The 21,937-nt window shown below is 67.1% G+C and carries 18 protein-coding genes and 3 tRNA genes; all 21 read left to right on the forward strand.

The genetic code is table 11. The features are described 5' to 3' along the window. The first annotated feature begins 396 nt into the window (after positions 1–396). The 21 genes from AC1UKG_RS22090 to fusA all read left to right on the forward strand — a co-directional run bounded on the left by AC1UKG_RS22090 (position 397) and on the right by fusA (position 21,858). Positions 397–2,925, forward strand: a complete 2,529-nt coding sequence (locus AC1UKG_RS22090; protein WP_018814778.1) for an EAL domain-containing protein — start codon at positions 397–399, stop codon at positions 2,923–2,925. 92 nt (positions 2,926–3,017) lie between these two features. Then, positions 3,018–3,090 (forward strand) — tRNA-Thr (locus tag AC1UKG_RS22095). Positions 3,091–3,114: 24 nt separating this feature from the next. Then, positions 3,115–3,187: transfer RNA gene (locus AC1UKG_RS22100), tRNA-Met, on the forward strand. A 133-nt stretch (positions 3,188–3,320) separates the two neighbouring features. Next, positions 3,321–3,488, forward strand: coding sequence for a 50S ribosomal protein L33 (gene rpmG, locus AC1UKG_RS22105; protein ID WP_012184342.1), 168 nt, complete (start codon positions 3,321–3,323; stop codon positions 3,486–3,488). A gap of 109 nt (positions 3,489–3,597) precedes the next feature. Next, positions 3,598–4,044, forward strand: coding sequence for a MaoC family dehydratase N-terminal domain-containing protein (locus AC1UKG_RS22110; protein WP_018744673.1), 447 nt, complete (start codon positions 3,598–3,600; stop codon positions 4,042–4,044). 1 nt (position 4,045) lies between these two features. Beyond that, the gene (locus tag AC1UKG_RS22115; protein WP_018744672.1) at positions 4,046–4,438 is read left to right on the forward strand and encodes a MaoC family dehydratase; all 393 of its coding nucleotides are present in this window, start codon (positions 4,046–4,048) and stop codon (positions 4,436–4,438) included. A gap of 124 nt (positions 4,439–4,562) precedes the next feature. Next, a tRNA-Trp gene (locus AC1UKG_RS22120) sits at positions 4,563–4,635 on the forward strand. Between the two features lie 212 nt (positions 4,636–4,847). Further along, positions 4,848–5,219, forward strand: coding sequence for a preprotein translocase subunit SecE (gene secE, locus AC1UKG_RS22125; protein WP_018744671.1), 372 nt, complete (start codon positions 4,848–4,850; stop codon positions 5,217–5,219). Positions 5,220–5,257: 38 nt separating this feature from the next. After that, the gene (gene nusG / locus AC1UKG_RS22130; RefSeq protein ID WP_018744670.1) at positions 5,258–5,986 is read left to right on the forward strand and encodes a transcription termination/antitermination protein NusG; all 729 of its coding nucleotides are present in this window, start codon (positions 5,258–5,260) and stop codon (positions 5,984–5,986) included. 193 nt (positions 5,987–6,179) lie between these two features. Next, positions 6,180–6,611 carry a 50S ribosomal protein L11 gene (gene rplK / locus AC1UKG_RS22135; protein WP_018726252.1) on the forward strand — a complete coding sequence of 144 codons (432 nt, stop codon included), beginning with the start codon at positions 6,180–6,182 and terminating at the stop codon, positions 6,609–6,611. A gap of 80 nt (positions 6,612–6,691) precedes the next feature. Continuing rightward, the gene (rplA, locus tag AC1UKG_RS22140) at positions 6,692–7,408 is read left to right on the forward strand and encodes a 50S ribosomal protein L1 (RefSeq protein ID WP_018744669.1); all 717 of its coding nucleotides are present in this window, start codon (positions 6,692–6,694) and stop codon (positions 7,406–7,408) included. Positions 7,409–7,812: 404 nt separating this feature from the next. After that, a complete protein-coding gene (rplJ, locus tag AC1UKG_RS22145) occupies positions 7,813–8,358 on the forward strand; it encodes a 50S ribosomal protein L10 (protein WP_018744668.1) in 546 nt (181 codons plus the stop codon). Positions 8,359–8,413: 55 nt separating this feature from the next. Further along, positions 8,414–8,800, forward strand: coding sequence for a 50S ribosomal protein L7/L12 (rplL, locus tag AC1UKG_RS22150; protein ID WP_018744667.1), 387 nt, complete (start codon positions 8,414–8,416; stop codon positions 8,798–8,800). A 559-nt stretch (positions 8,801–9,359) separates the two neighbouring features. Continuing rightward, positions 9,360–12,791 (forward strand): DNA-directed RNA polymerase subunit beta, encoded by a 3,432-nt coding sequence (gene rpoB / locus AC1UKG_RS22155; protein WP_018744666.1) that lies wholly within the window; start codon positions 9,360–9,362, stop codon positions 12,789–12,791. A 120-nt stretch (positions 12,792–12,911) separates the two neighbouring features. Next, on the forward strand, positions 12,912–16,805 hold the full coding sequence (locus AC1UKG_RS22160) for a DNA-directed RNA polymerase subunit beta' (protein ID WP_018744665.1): 3,894 nt from the start codon (positions 12,912–12,914) through the stop codon (positions 16,803–16,805). Positions 16,806–16,832: 27 nt separating this feature from the next. Further along, positions 16,833–17,261, forward strand: coding sequence for a VOC family protein (locus tag AC1UKG_RS22165; RefSeq protein ID WP_018744664.1), 429 nt, complete (start codon positions 16,833–16,835; stop codon positions 17,259–17,261). Next, entirely contained in the window at positions 17,258–17,629 is a 372-nt protein-coding gene (locus AC1UKG_RS22170; protein ID WP_475889519.1) for a hypothetical protein, read from the forward strand. Before AC1UKG_RS22165 ends, AC1UKG_RS22170 begins: the two co-directional genes overlap by 4 nt. A gap of 348 nt (positions 17,630–17,977) precedes the next feature. Continuing rightward, the gene (locus AC1UKG_RS22175; RefSeq protein WP_018744662.1) at positions 17,978–18,358 is read left to right on the forward strand and encodes a hypothetical protein; all 381 of its coding nucleotides are present in this window, start codon (positions 17,978–17,980) and stop codon (positions 18,356–18,358) included. 482 nt (positions 18,359–18,840) lie between these two features. After that, positions 18,841–19,215, forward strand: a complete 375-nt coding sequence (gene rpsL / locus AC1UKG_RS22180) for a 30S ribosomal protein S12 (protein ID WP_007465318.1) — start codon at positions 18,841–18,843, stop codon at positions 19,213–19,215. A 1-nt stretch (position 19,216) separates the two neighbouring features. Then, positions 19,217–19,687, forward strand: coding sequence for a 30S ribosomal protein S7 (gene rpsG, locus AC1UKG_RS22185; RefSeq protein WP_012015128.1), 471 nt, complete (start codon positions 19,217–19,219; stop codon positions 19,685–19,687). A gap of 74 nt (positions 19,688–19,761) precedes the next feature. Beyond that, positions 19,762–21,858, forward strand: a complete 2,097-nt coding sequence (gene fusA / locus AC1UKG_RS22190) for an elongation factor G (RefSeq protein WP_018744661.1) — start codon at positions 19,762–19,764, stop codon at positions 21,856–21,858. The last annotated feature ends 79 nt before the right edge of the window (positions 21,859–21,937 follow it).

Below are 21,937 nucleotides of genomic sequence, written 5' to 3' on the forward strand. Positions count from 1 at the left end.
CGCCAATCAATGTGCCGCACCCCGCCGCTGTGCCTTGCTGACGGCCGGTGACGGTGAAGACCTGCTTCGTCCCGTGATGTCCGGGTGAGCCCGTTCAGCCGGGCCTCCCGTTGGCTGCGGTAGTGGTCCCGGCAGCTTTGCCGGGCGATTCACGTATGGCACCATCGTGGCACCGGCAACCACCTCCGGTCCCTCGACAGGAGTTCCCCAATGTCTAAATCGACGCTTCGTTGGCGTGGTGCCGTCCTTGCGCTTGCGGTTGTGTCTGCGTTCACGGGTGGCCTACTGGCGCTGGAATCGAGCGTTCAGCTCGCCGACTTCAGCTGGGGTGCCCCAGCTCCGCAGGGTGGCGTCGCAGCAGTTCGATAGCGTCCGCACCACCGGTCAGGGGGCGGTATGCCAGGCGGTCCACCTTCGACGCGCAGGCCCACCGAGCAGGTTTGGCTGATTACCGCCCCGCTGGCGATAGTCGCGGCGTTCAGTAGCATCTTCCTGGCACTGGCGGCTGAGTCGCCGCGCGGCAATCTTGCCATCGCCGCGGCCCTGTTCATTGCGATGATCGCGGCCAGCGCCGGGGTTATGCAGATCGTCGTGCGCCAGCAGGCGCTCGAGGTGATTTTCACTGAGATCCCACTCGTTCTGGCTTTCTACTACCTGCCGCCGTTGACGGTTGTGGCACTCATGGTGCTGTCCGCCCTTGTCGGGCAGTTCTGGCGTCGGCTTGCCGCGGTGAAGGTTTGCTTCAATGTGGCCCGTACCGGTGCGGCGGCCTCGCTTGGCGGCGTTGTCCTGGTAGGGCTCTCCGGTGTTGATGGAACCGGCCCTCGGGCGTGGATGGTCCTGTTCGCCGCGGTCACCGTGAACTCGGTGGTCTCCCTGCTCGCGATCAGTGGTGTCGTGAGTTTGCTCCATGGCTGGCAGACCGGCTGGGAGTTGTTCCGCAGGTCCCCGGTGCCGCTGGTGATCAACTCCATCAATGTGGTGATCGGCCTGATCCTGCTGCTGGCGCTGGAGTCGACCCGGTGGTCAGTGCTGTTGATCGCCGTGCTGGCCGCCGCGATGGTGGTGGTCTACCGTTCGTACGCGCAGTTCCTCCGGCAGCATCGCACGTTGAGCAGCATGTACGAGTTGACTCGGGCGATGACCGAGGGCGGTCGGGAGGGCGCCGTCGCCGACCAGCTGTTGGGTCGGATCCGGGCCCTGATGCAGGCCGAGTACACGACCCTGTGGCTCCCCGCGCAGGGGCGCTATCCCGAGGTGCTGCTCAGCGCTCGGGTGGACGACCGGGGCCTGCTCGATGTCGCGCCGACCCCTGCCGACCTGCGCGTCAAGGTCCGGGAGTCCGGAGTGACCCTCGCCATCGGGCGGGCTCTCCCGGACCCCGCTGACGCTTGGGAGAACCTGGCCGGCCACGGGGTGAAGGACGTGATCGCCGTCCCGTTACGGTCGGGCAAGGCGGTGATCGGCACATTGGAAGCGGTCAACCGACTGAGTGATGTGGGGCACTTCACCCCGGAGGACATTCCCACCTTCGAGACCGTCGCCGCGCACACCGCGGTCGCGCTCGAGAACTCCCGGCTGGTGGACCGGCTGCGGCACGACGCCTACCACGACACGCTCACCAAGCTGCCCAACCGGCGGCGGGTCACCGAGGCGCTGGACGAGGCGGTGAAGATCCGGGCGCCGGGTGAGGTGGTGGCACTGCTGCTCTTCGCGGTTGATCGGCTCCGGGAGGTCAACGACTCGCTCGGGCGTGCCGCTGGGGACACGGTGTTGGTCCAGGTCGCCGCGCGGCTTCGGTCCTGCGCGCCGGCTTCGGCTTTGGTCGGACGGGTCGGCGGTGACGCGTTCTTGGTGACCCTCCGGCTGGAGGGGGCGACTGCGGCCCTGGACCTGGCGGCGCGGATGCGGGAGCAGATCCGGGCTGTGGTGATTTTTGACGGGCTTACCCTCGATGTGGACACCGCGGTGGGCGTCGCTGTGCACCCGGATCATGGCAGCGGGTCTGCCGTGCTGTTGCAACGGGCCGACCTGGCCGTACGGGCGGCCACGTTCGCGCCCGGGAGCGTCCAGCTGTTTCACCCGGCGCTGGAGTCCCGGTCGCTGCGGCGGCTCGGTCTCGCCGGCGACCTGCGGCGGGCCCTGGCCAGTGGAGGACTGGAGGTGTACTTCCAGCCCAAGGTCACCCTGCGGGACCGACGGTTGGTGGGCGTCGAGTGCCTCGCCCGCTGGGAGGACCGGACTCATGGGGCGGTCTCGCCGGAGGACTTCGTGGCGGTCGCGGAGTACACCGGTCAACTGGGGCGGCTCACCGAGTTCGTGCTCCGGGAGGGGCTACGGCGTAGCCGGGACTGGGCGCCCGGGGGCCACCCGCTCTCCGTCGCGGTCAACCTCTCCCCGCGTACGCTGACCGACCAGCACTTTCCGGAGCGGGTGCGGGAATTGCTCGAGGAGTACGGGGTGCCGCCGGAGCGCCTCACGTTGGAGATCCGGGAGTCCGGGGTGCTGGACGGCACCGACCGCCCCATTCCGACCCTGCGGCGCCTGCGCGATCTGGGTGTCCGCCTGTCGGTGGATGACTTCGGTACGGGTAACTCGTCGCTCGCCCACCTGCGCCGGCTCCCCGTGCACGAGGTGAAGGTCGATCACCGGTTCGTGCAGGGGATGGCGACCGACCCCGGGGACCTGGCCATCGTCAACGCGGTGGTCACACTCTCTCAGCAGTTCGGCCTCGCCGTGGTGGCCGAGGGGGTGGAGAGCGAGTTGACCCTGGAGCTGCTCCAGGACATCGGGTGTGAGTACGGGCAGGGGTTCCTGTTCAGCCGTCCGCTGCCCTATGAGCGGCTGGAGGCGTGGTTCGGCGCCCAGCTGGAGTCGGGGACAGCGGCCGCGGGGGAGCCGCCGCGACTGCGGGTCGTGCCGTGAGCTGGGCCCACGGGCTACCGGGGGATCCGATTTCAGCTCCGCGATCCCGCCGTGTAGGCTTACCTCTGCACGGCCACCGAGTGGTTGCGCAGGCCCCCTTAGCTCAGTCGGCAGAGCGTCTCCATGGTAAGGAGAAGGTCTACGGTTCGATTCCGTAAGGGGGCTCAGAGGGTCCGGCTGGACCCACCCGGCGGTGTAGCTCAGGTGGCAGAGCAAGCGGCTCATAATCGCTGTGTCGCCGGTTCAAGTCCGGCCACCGCTACTTTCGTCCATCGGGCCTCACCCGGCGGATGAGGGGACGGGCGCCTTCGGCGCCCGCTTTGCATGTCCACGTGCTCAGCGCGTAGGCTGATGCGCCCGTAGTTGTCACCCATTTACGAGGAAGGCACTCCGCCGTGGCGAAGGCGACCGATGTCCGGCCGAAGATCACTTTGGCGTGTGTGGAGTGCAAGGAGCGCAACTACATCACGCGCAAGAACCGGCGTAACGATCCGGACCGTATCGAGCTGAAGAAGTTCTGCCCGCGTGACGGGCGGCACACGATTCACCGCGAGACCCGCTGATCCTGGCGGTCCGCCGCTGATCACCCACGGTCGCCGATCCGCCGACCCGCGTGGCTTTTGCCGCCGGTCGGGTGGGTCGGCGGCCGTGTTCTGCGTGTAGGTTCGCGGCATGTCCCTGGACCCCTCCTTCGTCGGCCGGACCTACCCGCCGACCGCCCCCTATCAGGTGGGCCGAGAGAAGATTCGTGAGTTCGCGACCGCGATCGGCGCTACCGAACCGGCCCACCACGACCCGGCCGCCGCTCGCGCGCTCGGCCATTCGGACGTGGTCGCCCCGCCGACCTTTCCGGTCGTGATCACCATGGCCGCCACCCGTCAGATCGTGGAGGATCCGGACCTCGGTGTCGACTACAGCCGGGTGGTCCACGGCGATCAGCGTTTCGCCTACACCCGCCCGGTCGTGGCGGGGGACGAGTTGGTCTGCGTTAACACCATCGAGGATGTCCGCACCCGTGGCGGGCACGGGTTCCTGACTACTCGTACCGAGGTCACCACGCCTGATGGTGAGTCGGTGGTCACTGTCTGGTCGAAGATTGTCGTGCGAGGGGAGGGCTGAGATGGAGCTGCCGACCAAGACATTCCGGGTAACCCGGGCGGACCTGATCCGCTACGCGGGCGCCTCGGGAGACTTCAACCCGATCCACTGGAGCGACCGGGTCGCGACCTCGGTCGGGCTGCCCGGCGTGATCGCCCACGGCATGTTCACGATGGCGTTGGTGGGCCGGGCCGTCACCGAGTGGGCCGGCGCTGCCGATTCGGTGGTCGACTACGGCGTCCGATTCACCCGGCCGGTCGTTGTTCCAGACGATGAGCAGGGCACCGAGATCGAGGTGACGGCGGCGGTTCGAGAGGTCACTGATGCGGGCTTGACCAGGATCGACATCACCGCGACCTGCGGCGGAGAGAAAGTGTTGTCGCAGGCGAGGGCGACCATTCGGACCCCCGGCTGACCGATCTTCGACGCGCGAGGGTGGACCGGTTGGGAAAGTCGTGCCACTACCCGTACACTGGTCCGCCGTGGGGCACGTGACCCCACCCAGCCGTTTTGGCGGGGTGAGGTGACGTGCGCCGCAAAGGGGTGTAGCTCAAATGGCAGAGCAGCGGTCTCCAAAACCGCAGGCTGCAGGTTCAAGTCCTGTCACCCCTGCGCCTCAGGCCTGACCGTTTCGTGGGTCGCGTCGCCGGCTGGCGGCGTCCGGCCCGTGGGTGGTGGTTTCGGCGGGGCGGCTCCGAGGCACTCGGGCCCCCAGTTCGGACCGCTGGCTACGGCCCGTCGCGGATGGTTGGGCCGGCCGGCGTGACCAGACGCCGCGTATGCTGTGACGGCGTGCGAACCGACATCCCGCTACGGAGGGCGATGTGGCCGACAACAAGCGGCGCGGCGAGGATGCCGACGACGAGCGTCTGGACGGCGAGCTCGACGCTGCCGGCGATGCCGGCGCCGGCGAGGAGTCAGCCTCCCGCGGCGACAGCTCGCGTTCCCGGGCCGAGTCGGTTGACCGCTCGAAGAGCCGTAACCAGGGTGACAAGGTTGGCCTGTTCGGCCGAGTCCCGCGATTCGTCCGCGAGGTCGTGGCTGAGCTGCGTAAGGTCATCTGGCCGACGCGCAAGGAGCTGTTGACCTACGCCTCCGTGGTGATCGTGTTCGTCGCCGTGATGCTGGCGATCGTGGCTGGCCTGGACCTCGCCTTCGCCGAGGGTGTGCTGTGGGTCTTCGGTAACCCCAGCTGACCGGCTGACTGTGCTGATAGTGACGGAAGTGAGCAAGCGTGCCTGAGTACGACGAGACCGCCGAGCCTGTGGACGAGCAGTCCGCGGTCGCGACGGCGGCTGGTGACATGTCGGTTGAGGCCGCCAGCGAGCCGGAGCTCTCCGCCAGCGCCAGCGAGCCGGCCGAGGAGAACGAGTTCGACCCGGTCGCCGAGCTGCGGCAGAAGCTGCGCTACGCGCCGGGCGACTGGTATGTGGTGCACTCGTACGCCGGCTACGAGAACAAGGTCAAGACCAACCTCGAGACCCGGATCACCTCCCTCGACATGGAGGACTACATCTACCAGGTCGAGGTGCCGACCCGGGACGAGGTCGAGGTCAAGAACGGCAAGCGTTCCCAGATCCAGGCCAAGGTCTTCCCGGGCTACATCCTGGTCCGCATGGAACTCACCGCGGAGTCATACTCCTGCGTCCGGAACACCCCGGGTGTGACCGGCTTCGTGGGTGCCACCGACCGGGCCGACCGTCCGGCGCCGTTGAGCCTCGACGAGGTGCTGAAGTGGCTGGCGCCAGCGGTCGAGGCCGTGGAGAAGAAGGCGAAGCCCGAGGTCAAGGTCCTCGACTTCGAGGTTGGCGACTCCGTCACCGTCACCGACGGCGCCTTCGCTTCCCTGCCGGCGACGATCAGCGAGATCAACGCCGACCAGCAGAAGCTCAAGGTGCTGGTGTCGATCTTCGGTCGAGAGACGCCGGTGGAGCTGAACTTCAACCAGGTCACCAAGATCTGACCTTCAGTACGTCGGCGGTGGGTGGCTACCCACCGCCGACGTACTCGTTTCTGGCTCAGGGCGGCTGGTAGCTGGACCCCGGAAGGTCGGCAGTCGGCGTGCGCTACCCTAGAACGTCGCCGTCTACGCGGCATGCTGACCGTGCATGCCTGGCGGGCGGTGCGAATTTCCGTTTCACGTCCCAGGAAGTGACATGCCTCCGAAGAAGAAGCTCGTCAAGACGTTCACGCTTCAGCTGCCGGCGGGCCAGGCCACCCCGGCGCCGCCGGTTGGCCCCGCGCTGGGTCAGCACGGTGTGAACATCATGGAGTTCTGCAAGTCCTACAACGCGCAGACCGAGTCCCAGCGGGGCGACATCGTCCCCGCCGAGATCAGCGTCTACGAGGACCGCTCGTTCACCTTCGTGCTGAAGACCCCGCCCGCCGCCCGGCTGCTGATCAAGGCCGCTGGTGTGGCGAAGGGCTCGGGTGTCCCGCACATGGAGAAGGTCGGCCAGGTCAGCCGCGCCCAGCTGCGGGAGATCGCCGAGAAGAAGATGGCTGACCTCAACGCCAACGACCTGGACCAGGCCGAGAAGATCATCGCCGGCACTGCCCGGTCGATGGGCCTGAACGTCGTCGACTGACCCAAGCCGACCCGCCGATCCCGTTTGTGGGAGGGCTCGCGAGCACCGCAGCCCGCCAGAGACCACAGGAGTAACCACAGATGCAGCACAGCAAGAACTACCGCAAGGCGGCTGCGGCCATCGACCGGTCGAAGCTGTACACCCCCGCCGAGGCCGTCAAGCTGGCCAAGGAGACCAACTCCGTCAAGTTCGACGCCACGGTCGAGGTCGCGATGCGCCTCGGTGTCGACCCGCGTAAGGCGGACCAGATGGTTCGCGGCACGGTCAACCTGCCGCACGGCACCGGTAAGACCGCGCGTGTGATCGTGTTCGCCGCCGGGGCGAAGGCCGAGGAGGCCGTCGCCGCCGGCGCCGACGAGGTGGGCACGGACGAGTTGGTCGCCCGGATCCAGGGCGGATGGCTCGATTTCGACGCGGCGATCGCCACGCCGGACCAGATGGCCAAGATCGGTCGGATCGCGCGGATCCTGGGCCCGCGCGGTCTCATGCCGAACCCGAAGACCGGTACGGTGACGATGAACGTTGCCAAGGCGGTTGCGGACATCAAGGGCGGTAAGATCGCCTTCCGGGTGGACAAGCACTCCAACCTGCACCTGATCATCGGCAAGGCCTCGTTCTCCGAGAGCCAGCTGGTGGAGAACTACGCGGCGGTCCTCGACGAGATCCTGCGGGCGAAGCCGTCCGCGGCCAAGGGTAAGTACCTGAGGAAGGTCACCCTCACCACCACGATGGGACCGGGTGTTCCCATCGACCCGAACGTGGTGAAGGACCTGCAGGAGAACTCCGCCGAGGGCTGAGCACGACTGCGTGTGAACGGGGCCCTGCCAGCTGGCAGGGCCCCGTTCTGCCTTCTGCTGGCCCCGCCCGCCCGCCGGCCAGCCGAGCGATGGCCACCGGTCCTGCGGGGGCGGTTTGGCAGCGGCCCGAGGGCATCGTGTATTCTTTCGGCGAAGTTCCACCCAGAGACCGCTGGTCACCGTGCCCCGGCACGGTCGAAGGTTCCGCGAAGACGGGCGACCCGCGCAGGGCGGTAAGCGAAGAATTGGCTGTCTCCCGCGGTCCGCCGACCGTGGTGCCAGCGCCAGACTTTCGCCCCGTGCGCCCTGCGCCGGGGCTTTTCTCGTTGCCGTGTTTCCTCCGTATCCGCCGTCGGCTACCGCCGATGACGGTGACCAGCCTGGAGCAACGAGAGAGGAGGGACATGGCGGACAAGCCGATCCGGGCCGACAAGGCCACGGCCGTCGTCGAGCTGACCGAGAGCTTCCGCAACGCGGGCGCGACCGTGCTGACCGAGTACCGTGGTCTGACGGTCTCCCAGCTCACCCAGCTGCGGCGCTCGCTCGGCACGGAGACCACCTACACCATCGCCAAGAACACGCTGGCCAAGCGTGCCGCGGCGGACGCGGGTATCTCCGGGCTCGACGAGCTGTTCACCGGTCCTACCGCGCTGACTTTCGTTTCGGGCGACGTCGTCGAGGCGGCCAAGGGCCTGCGCGATTTCGCGAAGGCCAACCCGAAGCTGGTCATCAAGGGCGGTGTTTTCGAGGGCAAGGCCATCTCTGCGGCCGAGGTCACGAGGCTCGCCGACCTGGAGTCCCGCGAGGTGCTGCTGGCCAAGCTGGCCGGTGCCATGAAGGGCAACCTGAGCAAGGCCGCGTCGCTGTTCCAGGCGCCGATGGCCAAGACGGCCCGCCTGGCGGCTGCCCTGCAGGACAAGCGCGAGAAGGAGGGCGCCGAGGCGGCCTGAGGCTTCCCCGGTGTACACGATTCTTAGCAACACCACTTGAGAAAGGACGCCAGATATGGCGAAGCTCAGCACCGACGAGCTGCTCGACGCGTTCAAGGAGATGACGCTGATCGAGCTCTCTGAGTTCGTGAAGCAGTTCGAGGAGACCTTCGAGGTCACCGCCGCGGCGCCGGTCGCCGTGGCCGCTGGTGCCCCGGCCGCCGGTGCTGCTGCGCCGGCCGAGGAGGAGAAGGACGAGTTCGACGTCGTCCTCGAGGCCGACGGCGGCAAGAAGATTCAGGTCATCAAGGTCGTGCGTGAGCTGACCGGCCTGGGCCTCAAGGAGGCCAAGGACCTGGTGGAGTCCGCGCCGAAGGCGATCCTGGAGAAGGCCAACAAGGAGACCGCCGACAAGGCCAAGGCCAAGCTCGAGGGCGAGGGCGCCAAGGTCACCCTCAAGTGACTTTGTTCTGACCCTGCTGGGTGTCCTGGTGTCATTGAGCCGGGGCACACTCCGGCACGACGGGCGGCGATCCGATCAGCGGATCGCCGCCCGCCCGTGTTGGTGGCCCGCGCCGCCGCTGCCGCGCGGGGCGTCTCTACTACCCACGTGGTGGTGCCGGCGTCTCCAGCCCCCGGCTGGCGCCGGGGAGTCGCAGCGGGCGGTAGCGGGCCCTTGACGCCGCCCGGCCCGGCAGGCACGCTGAAACCAGCAAAACCTTCCGCGCTTGCAACGGCCGCCACTCGGGTGAGGGCATCGGCGAGGTGATCGCCCGATGGTCGCAAGTGGCCCGGTGGGAGTGTCGCGTTCTGAGCGGCTCGGCTGAGGTTCCGAGGCACGTTCCGCGATGACCTGCGGGGTTGGCTGGACAGCGGCCAGCCTCTCGGCTACACTGCTAGTTTGCGCTGCCTTCCGAAATTACCCCTGCTCGGAAATGTCCGTTTGCGGATGTTTCTGGTGGGGTTATTGGAGTGCGCGCGTACCAGCCGTTCTGCAGCACCGGTCCTCGGAAGGACGCATCTTGGCAGCTTCCCGCCCTGCGAAGACCAGTCGTACGTCGAGCGCTTTCGCTCCCCGCCGAGTTTCTTTCGGTCGGATTACCGAACACCTCGAGGTCCCCAACCTCCTTGCCATTCAGACCGAGTCTTTTGACTGGCTGGTCGGCAACGAAGCGTGGCAGGGCCGGTCGGCGGACGATCCGCACGCGCGCTCGGGTCTCGCGGAGATTCTCGACGAGATCAGTCCCATTGAGGACTTCTCTGGCACCATGTCACTCTCCTTCTCGGCCCCACGCTTCGACGAGGTCAAGGCCTCGATCGAGGAGTGCAAGGAGAAGGATCTCACCTACTGCGCCCCGCTCTTCGTGACCGCGGAGTTCACCAACAACACCACTGGCGAGATCAAGAGCCAGACGGTGTTCATGGGTGACTTCCCGATGATGACGCCGAAGGGCACCTTCATCATCAACGGTACCGAGCGCGTCGTCGTCAGCCAACTCGTCCGGTCGCCGGGTGTCTACTTCGACAAGCAGCCGGACAAGACCTCCGACCGCGACCTCTCCAGCGTGAAGGTCATCCCGAGCCGGGGTGCCTGGCTGGAGTTCGACATCGACAAGCGCGAAACTGTCGGGGTTCGGATCGACCGTAAGCGCCGGCAGGCCGTCACCGTGCTGCTCAAGGCAATCGGTTGGACGGCGGAGCAGATTCGCGAGCGGTTCGGCTGGTCCGAGCTGATGATGACGACGCTCGAGAAAGACCACATCGGCAGCCAGGACGAGGCGCTGCTGGACATCTACCGCAAGCTGCGTCCGGGTGAGCCACCGACCCGGGAGAACGCGCAGACCCTGCTCGACAACCTCTTCTTCAACCCGAAGCGGTATGACGTCGCCAAGGTCGGCCGGTACAAGTTCAACAAGAAGCTCGAACTGGACCTGTCGATCGACACCGGGGTGCTTACCCAGGACGACATCGTCGCCACCGTCGAGTACCTCTGCCGGCTGCACGCCGGGGAGGAGGGCTACGAGGCCGACGACATCGATCACTTCGGTAACCGTCGGCTGCGTACCGTGGGCGAGCTGATCCAGAATCAGGTCCGGGTCGGCCTGTCCCGGATGGAGCGGGTCGTCCGGGAGCGGATGACCACGCAGGACGTCGAGGCGATCACGCCGCAGACTCTGATCAACATCCGTCCGGTGGTGGCGGCGATCAAGGAGTTCTTCGGCACGTCGCAGCTGTCCCAGTTCATGGATCAGACCAACCCGCTGGCGGGCCTCACCCACCGGCGTCGGCTGAGTGCTCTCGGCCCCGGTGGTCTGTCCCGGGAGCGGGCCGGATTCGAGGTCCGCGACGTACACCCGTCGCACTACGGCCGGATGTGCCCGATCGAGACGCCGGAAGGCCCGAACATCGGTCTGATCGGCGCGCTGTCCACCTTTGCCCGGGTCAACCCGTTCGGCTTCATCGAGACGCCGTACCGGAAGGTGGTTGACGGTCGGGTCACCGACCAGATCGACTACCTGACCGCGGACGAGGAGGACCGCTTCGTCAAGGCGCAGGCCAACGCGCCGCTGCGGGCGGACGGCTCGTTCGCCGAGGACCGCGTCCTGGTCCGCCGTAAGGGCGGCGAGACCGAGGATGTCGCCCCGGCGGCCGTGGACTACATGGACGTGTCGCCGCGGCAGATGACCTCGGTCGCGACCGCGATGATCCCGTTCCTCGAGCACGACGACGCCAACCGCGCGCTGATGGGCGCGAACATGCAGCGTCAGGCGGTGCCGCTGGTCAAGGCCGAGGCGCCGCTGGTCGGTACCGGTATGGAGTACCGGGCCGCGGTGGACGCCGGTGACGTGGTGGTCGCCGAGTTCGGCGGGGTCGTCGAGGACCTCTGCGCCGACTACATCACCGTGCACCAGGACGACGGCCACCGTCGCACCTACCTGCTGCACAAGTTCCGCCGCTCCAACGCCGGCTCCTGCGTCAACCAGAAGCCGGTCGTCTTCGAGGGTGACCGGGTCGAGGCCGGCCAGGTGATCGCCGACGGTCCGTGTACCGACGACGGTGAGATGGCGCTCGGGCGCAACCTGCTCGTGGCGTTCATGACCTGGGAAGGGCACAACTACGAGGACGCGATCATCCTGTCGCAGCGTCTCGTGCAGCAGGACGTGTTGACCTCGATTCACATCGAGGAGCACGAGGTTGACGCCCGGGACACCAAGCTCGGCCCGGAAGAGATCACCCGCGACATCCCGAACGTCAGCGAGGAGATGCTCGCTGACCTCGATGAGCGGGGCATCATCCGGATCGGCGCCGAAGTCGTTCCCGGCGATGTGCTGGTCGGCAAGGTCACGCCCAAGGGCGAGACCGAGCTGACCCCCGAGGAGCGGCTGCTTCGCGCGATCTTCGGCGAGAAGGCGCGTGAGGTCCGGGACACCTCGCTGAAGGTGCCGCACGGTGAGACCGGCACGGTCATCGGGGTGCGCACCTTCTCCCGCGAGGAGGGCGACGAACTGCCGCCGGGCGTCAACGAGTTGGTCCGGGTCTACGTCGCGCAGAAGCGGAAGATCCAGGACGGCGACAAGCTCGCCGGCCGGCACGGCAACAAGGGCGTCATCTCCAAGATTCTTCCGGTGGAGGACATGCCGTTCCTCGAGGACGGGACCCCGGTCGACATCGTGCTGAACCCGCTTGGTGTGCCATCCCGGATGAACATCGGCCAGGTGTTGGAGACACACCTCGGCTGGGTGGCCAAGACCGGGTGGAAGGTCGAGGGCGACGACGCCGAGTGGAAGCGGCAGCTCCAGGCGATCAGCGCCGACGAGTCCGAGCCGGACAGCAACGTGGCCACCCCGGTCTTCGACGGTGCCCGCGAAGAGGAGATCTCTGGTCTGCTCGCGTCCACCCGGGCCAACCGGGATGGCAAGCAGTTGATCGGTTCGTCGGGCAAGGCCCAGCTCTTCGACGGTCGCTCCGGTGAGCCGCTGCCGGACCCGATCGCGGTCGGCTACATCTACATCCTGAAGCTCAACCACCTGGTCGACGACAAGATCCACGCGCGGTCGACCGGTCCGTACTCGATGATCACGCAGCAGCCGTTGGGTGGTAAGGCGCAGTTCGGTGGCCAGCGCTTCGGTGAGATGGAGTGCTGGGCGATGCAGGCATACGGTGCCGCGTACGCCCTGCAGGAGCTGCTGACGATCAAGTCCGATGACGTCCTCGGCCGGGTGAAGGTCTACGAGGCGATCGTCAAGGGCGAGAACATCCCGGAGCCGGGCATTCCGGAGTCGTTCAAGGTGCTACTCAAGGAGCTTCAGTCGCTCTGCCTCAATGTCGAGGTGCTCTCCAGCGACGGTGTGGCCCTGGAGATGCGGGAGACCGACGACGAGGTGTTCCGGGCCGCGGAGGAGCTGGGCATCGACCTGTCCCGGCGCGAGCCGAGCTCGGTCGAAGAGGTGTGAGTGGCGAGGGTTGTGGGCCGGCCTGGCCGGGCACTTCCGGCCTGATCCGGAAGTTCGCCGGCCGGCCCGCAACCCCGCCGAGAGCTAGCTAGAGATCAGACACGACACGAGGGATATAACGTGCTCGACGTCAACTTCTTCGACGAGCTGCGCATCGGCCTCGCCACCGCCGACGACATCCGGCAGTGGTCCCACGGCGAGGTCAAGAAGCCGGAGACCATCAACTACCGCACTCTCAAGCCGGAGAAGGACGGGCTTTTCTGCGAGAAGATCTTCGGTCCTCAGCGGGACTGGGAGTGCTACTGCGGCAAGTACAAGCGGGTCCGCTTCAAGGGCATCATCTGTGAGCGCTGCGGCGTTGAGGTGACTCGCTCCAAGGTCCGCCGGGAGCGGATGGGGCACATCGAGCTCGCCGCCTCGGTGACCCACATCTGGTACTTCAAGGGCGTGCCGAGCCGGCTGGGCTACCTGCTGGATCTTGCCCCCAAGGACCTCGAAAAGATCATCTACTTCGCCTCGTACGTGGTGACGAGTGTGGACGCCGACGCGCGTCACCGGGATCTCGCCACGATCGAGAACGAGATTCTCGCCGAGAAGCGGCAGTCCGAGAACAGCCGGGACTCGGAGATCGAGAAGCGGGCGGGCAAGCTCGAAGCCGACCTCGCCGAGCTGGAGGCCGAGGGCGCCAAGGCGGACGTCCGGCGCAAGGTCAAGGAAGGCGGAGAGCGCGAGATGCGCCAGATCCGCGACCGGGCCCAGCGTGAGATCGACCGCCTGGACGAGGTGCTGGACACCTTCCGCAAGCTGGAGCCGAAGCAGCTGGTCACCGACGAGCTGCTGTACCGGGAGCTGCGCGACCGGTTCGGCGAGTACTTCACCGGTGGGATGGGGGCCGAGGCGATCAAGGCCCTGGTCCAGAACATGGACCTCGACGCCGAGGCGGAGAGCCTGCGCGAGACCATTCGTACCGGTAAGGGGCAGCGGAAGATCCGGGCGCTCAAGCGACTCAAGGTGGTCGCCGCGTTCCTGAACACCAGCAACTCGCCGCTCGGTATGGTGCTGGACTGCGTCCCGGTCATCCCGCCGGACCTGCGCCCGATGGTGCAGCTCGACGGTGGCCGCTTCGCGACCTCCGACCTCAACGACCTCTACCGTCGGGTGATCAACCGGAACAACCGGCTCAAGCGGCTGATCGATCTCGGCGCTCCCGAGATCATCGTCAACAACGAGAAGCGGATGCTCCAGGAGGCCGTTGACGCGTTGTTCGACAACGGTCGTCGTGGTCGACCGGTCACCGGTCCGGGTAACCGTCCGCTCAAGTCGTTGTCCGACATGCTCAAGGGCAAGCAGGGCCGGTTCCGGCAGAACCTGCTCGGCAAGCGGGTCGACTACTCGGGTCGATCGGTCATCGTGGTCGGTCCGAAGCTCAAGCTGCACCAGTGCGGCCTGCCCAAGCAGATGGCGCTGGAGCTGTTCAAGCCGTTCGTGATGAAGCGGCTGGTGGATCTCAACCACGCACAGAACATCAAGTCCGCCAAGCGGATGGTCGAGCGGCAGCGGCCGGTCGTCTGGGATGTGCTCGAGGAGGTCATCGGCGAGCACCCGGTGCTGCTCAACCGCGCGCCGACCCTGCACCGACTGGGTATCCAGGCGTTCGAGCCGCAGCTGGTCGAGGGCAAGGCGATCCAGATCCACCCGTTGGTCTGCACCGCGTTCAACGCTGACTTCGACGGTGACCAGATGGCGGTGCACGTGCCGCTGTCGGCCGAGGCTCAGGCCGAGGCGCGGATCCTGATGCTCTCCTCCAACAACATCCTCAAGCCGGCTGACGGCAAGCCGGTGACCATGCCCACCCAGGACATGATCATCGGTCTCTACCACCTCACCCACCGCACCGCGGGTGAGCGGGGTGAGGGTCGGGCGTTCAGCTCCGACGCCGAGGCCCGGATGGCGTTCGACAACGGCGAGCTGCACCTGCAGGCGCCGGTGAAGATCCGCCTGCGGGGTCTTGTCGGGGTCGAGAGTGGCCCCGGCGCCGAGCCGTGGACCGCACCGGAGGGCTGGGTCGAGGGCGACCCGGTCACGGTGGAGACGACGCTTGGTCGGGTTCTGTTCAACGAGACCCTGCCACCGGGCTACCGGTTCGTGAACTATGAGATCCGCAAGGGTCAGCTCTCCGCGATCGTCAACGACCTCGCCGAGCGTTTCCCGAAGGTCGCCCTGGCGGCCACCCTGGATGGGCTCAAGGAGGCCGGTTTCCACTGGGCCACCTGGTCCGGGGTGACCATCGGCATGGAGGACGTCCTCGCGCCGCCGCGTAAGCGGGAGATCCTTGGTCGGTACGAGCAGGAGGCCGACCGGATCGACAAGCAGTACCAGCGTGGTCTGATGACCGCCGAGGAACGTCGCGGTGAGCTCATCGAGATCTGGACCAAGGCGACCAATGAGGTCGCCAAGGAGATGGACACCGCGCTACCGCAGGAGAACCCGCTCTGGAAGATGATTAACTCGGGTGCCCGCGGTAACCTGCTTCAGCTCCGGCAGATCGCCGCGATCCGTGGCTTGGTGGCGAACCCGAAGGGTGAGATCATCCCGCGTCCGATCAAGGCCTCCTACCGCGAGGGTCTGTCCGTGCTGGAGTACTTCATCTCCACGCACGGTGCCCGTAAGGGTCTGGCGGACACCGCCCTGCGTACCGCCGACTCGGGTTACCTGACCCGTCGTCTGGTGGACGTCTCGCAGGATGTGATCATCCGCGAGGAGGACTGCGGCACCGACCGGGCCATTCCGATGCAGGTGGGCCAGCAGGCCGGGGAGGCCGGTTCGCTGGTCGTGCACGAGCACGCGGAGACCAGCGTGCACGCCCGGACGTTGGCTGACGACATCAAGGGGCCGGATGGCACCGTCGTCGCCGAGCGGGGTGCGGACATCAACTCGATCCTGGTGGACAAGATCGTCGCCGCCGGGGTGGAGTCCGTCCGGGTCCGCAGTGTCCTCACCTGCGAGTCGAAGCTTGGCGTCTGCGGGGCCTGCTACGGCCGTTCGCTGCCGACCGGCAAGACCGTGGATGTCGGCGAGGCGGTCGGCATCATCGCCGCCCAGTCGATTGGTGAGCCGGGTACGCAGCTGACGATGCGTACGTTCCACACCGGTGGTGTCGCTGGGGAGGACATCACCCAGGGTCTGCCCCGGGTCCAGGAGATCTTCGAGGCTCGGATCCCGAAGGGCAAGGCCCCGATCGCGGATACCCCTGGTCGGGTCCGGATCGAGGACGGCGAGCGGTCCCGGAAGATCATTGTGGTGCCGGACGACGGCAGCGACGAGATCGCCTACGACAAGATCTCGAAGCGGGTCCGGCTGCTGGCCAACGACGGCGACCACGTCGAGGTCGGCGAGAAGCTCACCGTGGGTACGATCGACCCGCACGAGCTGCTCCGCATCCTGGGTCCGCGTGCGGTCCAGGTCCACCTGACCCAGGAGGTCCAGGAGGTCTACCGCTCGCAGGGTGTGCTCATCCACGACAAGCACATCGAGATCATCATCCGGCAGATGCTCAAGCGGGTGACGGTCATCGACTCCGGCTCGACCGAGTTCCTGCCGGGCGTGCTCGTGGACCGGGCGCTGTTCGAGTCGGAGAACCGCCGGCTCGTCTCCGAGGGCGGCGAGCCCGCCGCTGGCCGTCCGGTGCTGATGGGTATCACCAAGGCCTCCTTGGCCACCGACTCCTGGCTCTCGGCGGCCTCCTTCCAGGAGACCACCCGGGTGCTGACGGACGCGGCGATCCACGCTCGCAGCGACTCGTTGATCGGCCTCAAGGAGAACGTGATCATCGGTAAGCTCATCCCGGCTGGTACTGGCATCAGCAAGTACCGCAATGTCCGGGTCGAGCCGACCGAGGAGGCGAAGGCCAAGGTCTACTCGATGACCGGCTACCCGGAGACCGATTACGGCTTCGGGCCGGCCAGTGGCCAGGCGGTCCCGCTGGACGACTTCGACTTCGGGTCGTACCGCTAGGCACGATTGTTGACGCGGCCCCCGGCGATGCCGGGGGCCGCGTCGTGTCCGGCGGGTGTCGGTGCCGGCGGCTACCGTCCCGGCATGTCCGACAGTCCGCTGCGCAGGGTAGACACCGTCTTCGTCAAGGTCGATGATCCGCATGCCGTCGCTGGGTGGTACCAGGAGACCCTGGGGTGGCCCGAGCTCTTCCGCACCTCGCACATCGTGGTGCTCCAGGCCCCGGAGGGCCCGCCGGTGACCCTGCTCAACCCGGAGGGGGGCGAGTGGTCCGGTTTCAACTTCCACGCCCCCGACGCCGTCGCCGCCCGCCGGTGGCTGATCGAGCGTGGGGCTGAGGTCGGTGAGCTCAATCAGGCCCCGGACCAGCCGGTGACCTGGTTCTGGTTCCGTGATCCGCTGGGTAACCGGCTCGAGGTCTGTTCCTATTCGGGCCCGGGCATGATGGGGGCATGAGCACCGCTTCCGGGCCTAACCCGCATGCCGCCCTGGGGCTGCACCGGCACCCACAGGACCCGGATCCGGTTCGGTCAACCAAGGCGCGGGCGGTCTTTGCGCTCGGGCTCTTCGGGGCACTGACCGGCCTGTTCGTCGGGGGAGCGGTACCGGCCACCGTGGCACTCGTGTTGGCGCGGCAGGCGCGTCGTGAGGCGTACCTTTCTGGAGGGTTTCTCACCGGTGCGGCATGGCTGCGGCGCGGCGAGCGACTGGCGTGGACCGGCCTGTCGTTGACCATGGCCGTGGTGACCGTCCTGCTGGTGATCGGTGTCATCCGGCTGGCGGAGGCCCCCTACGGCCAGGACTTCGCCCCGAACGTGGACTGACCGCTGGGAGCGTTGACCAAGTCGGGCATCGCCCGTTGGCCGCGCAGCGGTAGCCTGACCGATGTTCGGCGCTTGGGCGTCGACTGCCGACTTGGAGGAGCTGTGACGGATCCGGCACGCCCGCAGGGCACCGACCCGACGGTGCCCGGCGGGCCGCAGGGGCCCGCGGAGGGCGAGTCCGGCCCGCCGGGGCTGAGGGCGCCGACGCCGGACCCGTGGGCCCGGCCACCAGCGCCGTCTGGCCCGGCGGGCACGCCACCGACCTCAACCCCTGGTTGGGGACCTCTACCGGTGGTGTCTCCGCCTCCGCCGCGGGACGCGTTGGGTCAGCCGAGTCGCATTCAGCCCGTGCCGGGCACGCCGTTCGGCGTGGTGCACCTCGACGTGCCAGCGGTAACCTCCGGTCTCGCGGTGGGGTCTTTGGTCACCGGGATTGCTTCGATACTGGTCTCGCTGCTGGTGGCCTGTGTCGGCGTGGTTGGGGCGGATGCGGACGGCGCGTGGGGCGCGTGGGCCGCGGGGGCCTTCACCACGCTGGGTGCTCTCACCGGGGCGGGCGCTGTTGGTGTCGGTCTGTTCGGGCTTCAGCAGATCCGCCAGCCGCTGCCACCGCCGGCGGTCCGGTTTACCGGGCGGGGACTAGCCTGGGCGGGAGTGAGCTGCGGTGGTGCCGGGCTGCTGCTCAACGTGGGCGGGCTTGGGCTGGCGTTGCTCTTGGGGTTGTCCTGACCGTCGGTTTTATGCCTGATTATGCGGGTATTGGGAACCGAGGGCCGTGGGATCGTCGCCGGGTGCAGCCGGTACACTCGACTCGGTAGGTGCCCGGCACGGGCGCGCAGGCCGAACGGTCTCGACCGGTGGGTGAACCCGCTGGCCGCCCAGTTTTGACCTGCGCGGTTGTGGTAGGTACTCTTTCCCCTTGTGCCCAGGCGTGCCTGGGCGGTATGTGCGTGCGCTGTGATCTCACTTTGTGGGGTGTTCTCGCGGTGCACGACGGCAGCCAGAGATCCGGCCACCTCGCGCCGGTGACCATACCCGGTTTTCGCCCGTGAGTGACGACCGGGAAACCGTGAGTCGGCGACACGCCCGACCGCGGGTGCTGGGACCCCGGCAGGTGGCCCTGGTTGGAGTGTAGGAGAGCCGTCCATCCGGCCGGCTAGAAGCAGACGGCGCGGTCGCCTCCGGGCGGCCGAAGGGAGCGGAGAAACCCGGTGCCCACCATTCAGCAGCTGGTCCGAAAGGGCCGTCAGGCCAAGACGACCAAGACGAAAACCCCTGCCCTGAAGGGGTCCCCGCAGCGGCGGGGCGTGTGCACGCGTGTGTACACCACCACCCCGAAGAAGCCGAACTCGGCGCTGCGTAAGGTCGCTCGGGTCAAGCTCAGCAGCCAGATCGAGGTGACCGCCTACATTCCGGGCGTCGGTCACAACCTCCAGGAGCACTCGATCGTGCTCGTCCGCGGTGGCCGGGTGAAGGACCTCCCCGGTGTGCGGTACAAGATCGTACGTGGCTCGCTGGACACCCAGGGTGTCCGCAACCGCAAGCAGGCGCGTAGCCGCTACGGCGCGAAGAAGGAGAAGAGCTGACATGCCGCGTAAGGGACCCGCTCCGCGGCGGCCGCTGGTCGCTGACCCGGTGTACAACTCGCCGCTGGTCACCCAGCTGGTAAACAAGATCTTGCTGCGCGGCAAGCGTCAGCTCGCCGAGACCCTCGTCTACGCGGCGCTGGAGGGTTGCCGGGAGAAGTCCGGCACCGACCCGGTGGTCACCCTCAAGCGGGCGATGGACAACGTCAAGCCGACGCTCGAGGTGCGCAGCCGCCGTGTTGGTGGCGCCACCTACCAGGTGCCGGTCGAGGTTCGTCCGGCCCGTGCCACCACCCTGGGCCTGCGCTGGTTGGTCACCTACGCCCGCGCCCGGCGCGAGAAGACCATGGTTGAGCGGCTGATGAACGAGCTGCTGGACGCGAGCAACGGCCTCGGCGCCGCCGTCAAGCGGCGCGAGGACACCCACAAGATGGCCGAGTCCAACAAGGCCTTCGCGCACTACCGCTGGTAACACCCAGGTTCCGGCGTCGTCTCGGCGCCGGAACCACACCAGTTGTGTCGAGACGACGATAAGTAGGGATTGAAGTGGCCGCCGCAGACGCGCTCGCCAACGTACGCAACATCGGCATCATGGCGCACATCGATGCCGGTAAGACCACTACCACCGAGCGAATCCTGTTCTACACCGGTATCACCTACAAGATCGGTGAGGTTCATGAGGGCGCCGCCGTCATGGACTGGATGGCGCAGGAGCAGGAGCGCGGTATCACGATCACTTCCGCCGCCACGAAGTGCGAGTGGAAGGGCCACACGATTCAGATCATCGATACGCCCGGCCACGTCGACTTCACGGTCGAGGTCGAGCGGTCGCTGCGGGTTCTGGATGGTGCGGTCGCGGTCTACGACGGAGTCGCCGGCGTGGAGCCGCAGACGGAGAACGTCTGGCGTCAGGCCGACAAGTACAACGTTCCGCGGATGTGCTTTGTCAACAAGCTTGACCGGACCGGTGCGGACTTCTTCCGCTGCGTCCAGATGATGATCGACCGGCTCAACGCCATCCCGTTGGTGCTCCAGGTCCCGATTGGGCTCGAGTCTGAGCACATCGGCGTCGTTGACCTGATCGGCATGCGTGCCCTTACCTGGCGTGGGGAAACCCAGAAGGGCGAGGACTACGCGGTCGAGGAGATCCCGGCTGAGTTGGCCGACGTTGCCACCGAGTGGCGCGAGAAGCTGATGGAGACGCTGGCCGACGTCGACGACACGGTGATGGAGAAGTACCTGGAGGGTGGGGAGTTCTCCGTCGAGGAGATCAAGGATGCCATCCGCCGGGCGACCATCGCCGGTAAGGCCAATCCCGTCCTCTGCGGCTCCGCCTTCAAGAACAAGGGCGTCCAGCCGATGCTCGACGCCGTGGTCGACTACCTGCCGTCGCCGCTGGACGTCCCGGCGATCGAGGGCACCGCGACCGACGGTGAGACCCCGATGCTGCGCAAGCCGTCCACCTCGGAGCCCTTCTCCGGTCTCGCATTCAAGATTCAGACTGACAAGCACCTTGGGAAGCTCACCTACGTCCGGGTCTACTCCGGTGTGGTCGAGACCGGTTCGCAGGTGGTCAACTCCACCAAGGACCGCAAGGAGCGGATCGGCAAGATCTACCAGATGCACGCCAACAAGCGGGAGGAGCGTGGCTCCGCCAAGGCTGGCGACATCATCGCGGTTCAGGGTCTGAAGCAGACCACCACCGGTGACACCCTCTGCGACCCGGCGAACCCGGTCATCCTCGAGTCGATGACCTTCCCGGAGCCGGTCATCGAGGTGGCCATCGAGCCGAAGACCAAGGCCGACCAGGAGAAGCTCAGCACCGCCATCCAGCGGCTGGCCGAGGAGGACCCGACCTTCCGTGTCAAGCTGGACGACGAGACCGGGCAGACGGTCATCTCCGGCATGGGTGAGCTGCACCTGGACATCCTGGTAGACCGGATGCGCCGCGAGTTCAACGTCGAGGCGAACATCGGTAAGCCGCAGGTGGCGTACCGCGAGACCATCCGCCGCAAGGTGGAGAAGGTCGAGTACACCCACAAGAAGCAGACCGGTGGTTCCGGCCAGTACGCTCGTGTGATCATCAGCCTGGAGCCGTTGCCTCTGGACAACGATGCTCCGACCTACGAGTTCGCCAACGCCGTCACCGGCGGTCGCATCCCCCGGGAGTTCATCCCCTCGGTGGACGCGGGTGCGCAGGATGCCATGCAGTACGGCATTCTGGCCGGCTTCCCGCTGGTCGGGGTGAAGCTGACGCTGGTGGACGGTCAGTACCACGAGGTCGACTCGTCTGAGATGGCCTTCAAGATCGCCGGCTCGATGGTGCTGAAGGATGCGGCCCGCAAGGCCGATCCGGCACTGCTCGAGCCGATGATGGCCGTCGAGGTCACCACTCCAGAGGAGAACATGGGTGACGTCGTCGGCGACATTAACTCCCGTCGCGGCATAATCCAGGCGATGGAGGATCGCGGCGGCGCCCGCGTCGTCCGTGCCCTGGTGCCGTTGTCGGAGATGTTCGGCTACGTCGGCGACCTGCGGTCGAAGACCCAGGGCCGGGCTAGCTACAGCATGCAGTTCGACTCCTACGCCGAGGTTCCGGCCTCCGTGGCGAAGGAGATCATCGCTAAGGCGACCGGCGAGTGACACTCGTCTGAGCCGGTCGATGAGCCGGGGCTGGGTCGCGGGAGGGTTTCCGCCCGCGACCACCTCGGTCGGACCGTGT

The sequence above is a fragment of the Salinispora sp. CH2A1_6 genome, assembly GCF_056820975.1.

Bases quoted from the DNA above. Each gene is read 5' to 3' on its own strand.
- AC1UKG_RS22090 (WP_018814778.1), top strand. From the start codon at position 397: ATGCCAGGCGGTCCACCTTCGACGCGCAGGCCCACCGAGCAGGTTTGG.
- AC1UKG_RS22110 (WP_018744673.1), top strand. From the start codon at position 3,598: ATGTCCCTGGACCCCTCCTTCGTCGGCCGGACCTACCCGCCGACCGCC.
- AC1UKG_RS22115 (WP_018744672.1), top strand. From the start codon at position 4,046: ATGGAGCTGCCGACCAAGACATTCCGGGTAACCCGGGCGGACCTGATC.
- rplK (WP_018726252.1), top strand. From the start codon at position 6,180: ATGCCTCCGAAGAAGAAGCTCGTCAAGACGTTCACGCTTCAGCTGCCG.
- rplA (WP_018744669.1), top strand. From the start codon at position 6,692: ATGCAGCACAGCAAGAACTACCGCAAGGCGGCTGCGGCCATCGACCGG.
- rplJ (WP_018744668.1), top strand. From the start codon at position 7,813: ATGGCGGACAAGCCGATCCGGGCCGACAAGGCCACGGCCGTCGTCGAG.
- rplL (WP_018744667.1), top strand. From the start codon at position 8,414: ATGGCGAAGCTCAGCACCGACGAGCTGCTCGACGCGTTCAAGGAGATG.
- AC1UKG_RS22165 (WP_018744664.1), top strand. From the start codon at position 16,833: ATGCCGGGGGCCGCGTCGTGTCCGGCGGGTGTCGGTGCCGGCGGCTAC.
- AC1UKG_RS22170 (WP_475889519.1), top strand. From the start codon at position 17,258: ATGAGCACCGCTTCCGGGCCTAACCCGCATGCCGCCCTGGGGCTGCAC.
- rpsG (WP_012015128.1), top strand. From the start codon at position 19,217: ATGCCGCGTAAGGGACCCGCTCCGCGGCGGCCGCTGGTCGCTGACCCG.